We start from the raw sequence: 1,447 nt of genomic DNA on the forward strand, positions 1-1,447 counted from the left end.
TCAATGTCAACAGGTTAAGGCCTATCGATGCCTAGGGTCAACAATTCACCTTGCGATTATGATGGAATTTGGATTTTCTGGGTGAAGGATTTCTAGGGATCGAGCGTCCCAAGCGTTTAGGCACGACAGACCGGGCGACCTCATCAATGATGCACTGAATCATAGCAGCACTCTTGCCTTGATCCTCTTGAATCACAGCGAGAATAAACCGATCTTTGAGAATACCGATCAACTCATTCCTGTTCGTTTGGTAGTCATATTGGTTCTCTTTGTCCTTGCGCGTTTCATCGATTTCGGCTTGCGCATCGAAAGCCGTAGCCGCAACCGTATTGGCGAGGTAAAGCGTCGCATAAAAGTCTTGCCCGATCCCTTCAACCGTACGTGAAGTGAAATTTTCCATCTGGAGTTTATTCTTCACGAGATCGTATTTGGTTTCCACGGGCCAGCGCAAAAAATAGAGTTGTTTGAACGCCCGGGTTCCCATGCGTTTGTCGAGCCCAGTGATGAGCGTTTCCGTTTCGCCGCTATCGAGCTTGAATTTGATCACACGCACACGTATGCGCTTGCCGTTCTTTTCTAGCCATACGAAACCATCCGGACGAGTTTGCGCATCAATGGCCAAGTTGAATTTCTCTCGGACTCGCATGACAAACTGAAACCCGTTTTGGACAAGCGAATCGATCAACTCGAACGAAGCGTAGCCACGATCAAACACGAACAGTTTCTTCTCGCGCGGATCCATCGCTTTGCACTTGTCCAGATGTTGCTTGGCCAAGGTGCGCTCGTCGGTCGATAAGGGAGCCAGAAGCGCATCCATTACAATATCGTTCAGGACATCATAAGCGATGGAACCCTGTGCTGTTGGAGAAGAAGCGTGTCTTCCCGTTCCACCAAAGTGCTTGAGCAAGTTCTTATCGGCAGGCAATGCAATTTTACTTCCGTCCACAGCGAGAAGACGATAGCCATGCCAGGTTCTGCGACAATTCGTGCGCATCACTTCAACCGTAAGGTTGAATAATTGGATGAAGGCCTCGACCTTGATCTTCGCTCTGGCTTCGGAGAAGGACTGTTGTTTCATGAATACGGGCTTACAGAGCGCGGTAAAAAAACGCCTCAATGCGCTTTGTGTACTACATTTGAATGAGAGTAGCATGAAAAGAATCACTTCCTCAAAAGGCATCTTTCGGTCGCGAGTGAAATCCGTTGGTCTCTTACGAGACGCCTCCTTGAAGCATACACTATAAATGAGTTCAGAAGTACGTTTGATTAACAGTTCGGTTACGTTCATCGCAGATCATCCCAATAAATGAAAGGTATACCATTAAAGAGGTATTCTTTTCGATTATCGGGGCCGATTTGACTTGTCAAGTGCACTATTCGATATGTTGTGTCAATTATGTTACGACGTTAGATTTTGGTTGTCCATTGCTTAACCTGTTGACATTGG

The 1,447-nt window shown here is 46.9% G+C and carries 1 protein-coding gene; it reads right to left on the reverse strand.

Translation table 11 applies throughout. The features are described 5' to 3' along the window. Positions 1-37: 37 nt before the first annotated feature. The gene (locus tag L1N85_RS26980) at positions 38-1,288 is read right to left on the reverse strand and encodes an IS4 family transposase (protein WP_235242096.1); all 1,251 of its coding nucleotides are present in this window, start codon (positions 1,286-1,288) and stop codon (positions 38-40) included. Positions 1,289-1,447 lie beyond the last annotated feature (159 nt).

The sequence above is a fragment of the Paenibacillus alkaliterrae genome (assembly GCF_021532375.1).
Lineage (GTDB): Bacteria > Bacillota > Bacilli > Paenibacillales > Paenibacillaceae > Pristimantibacillus > Pristimantibacillus alkaliterrae.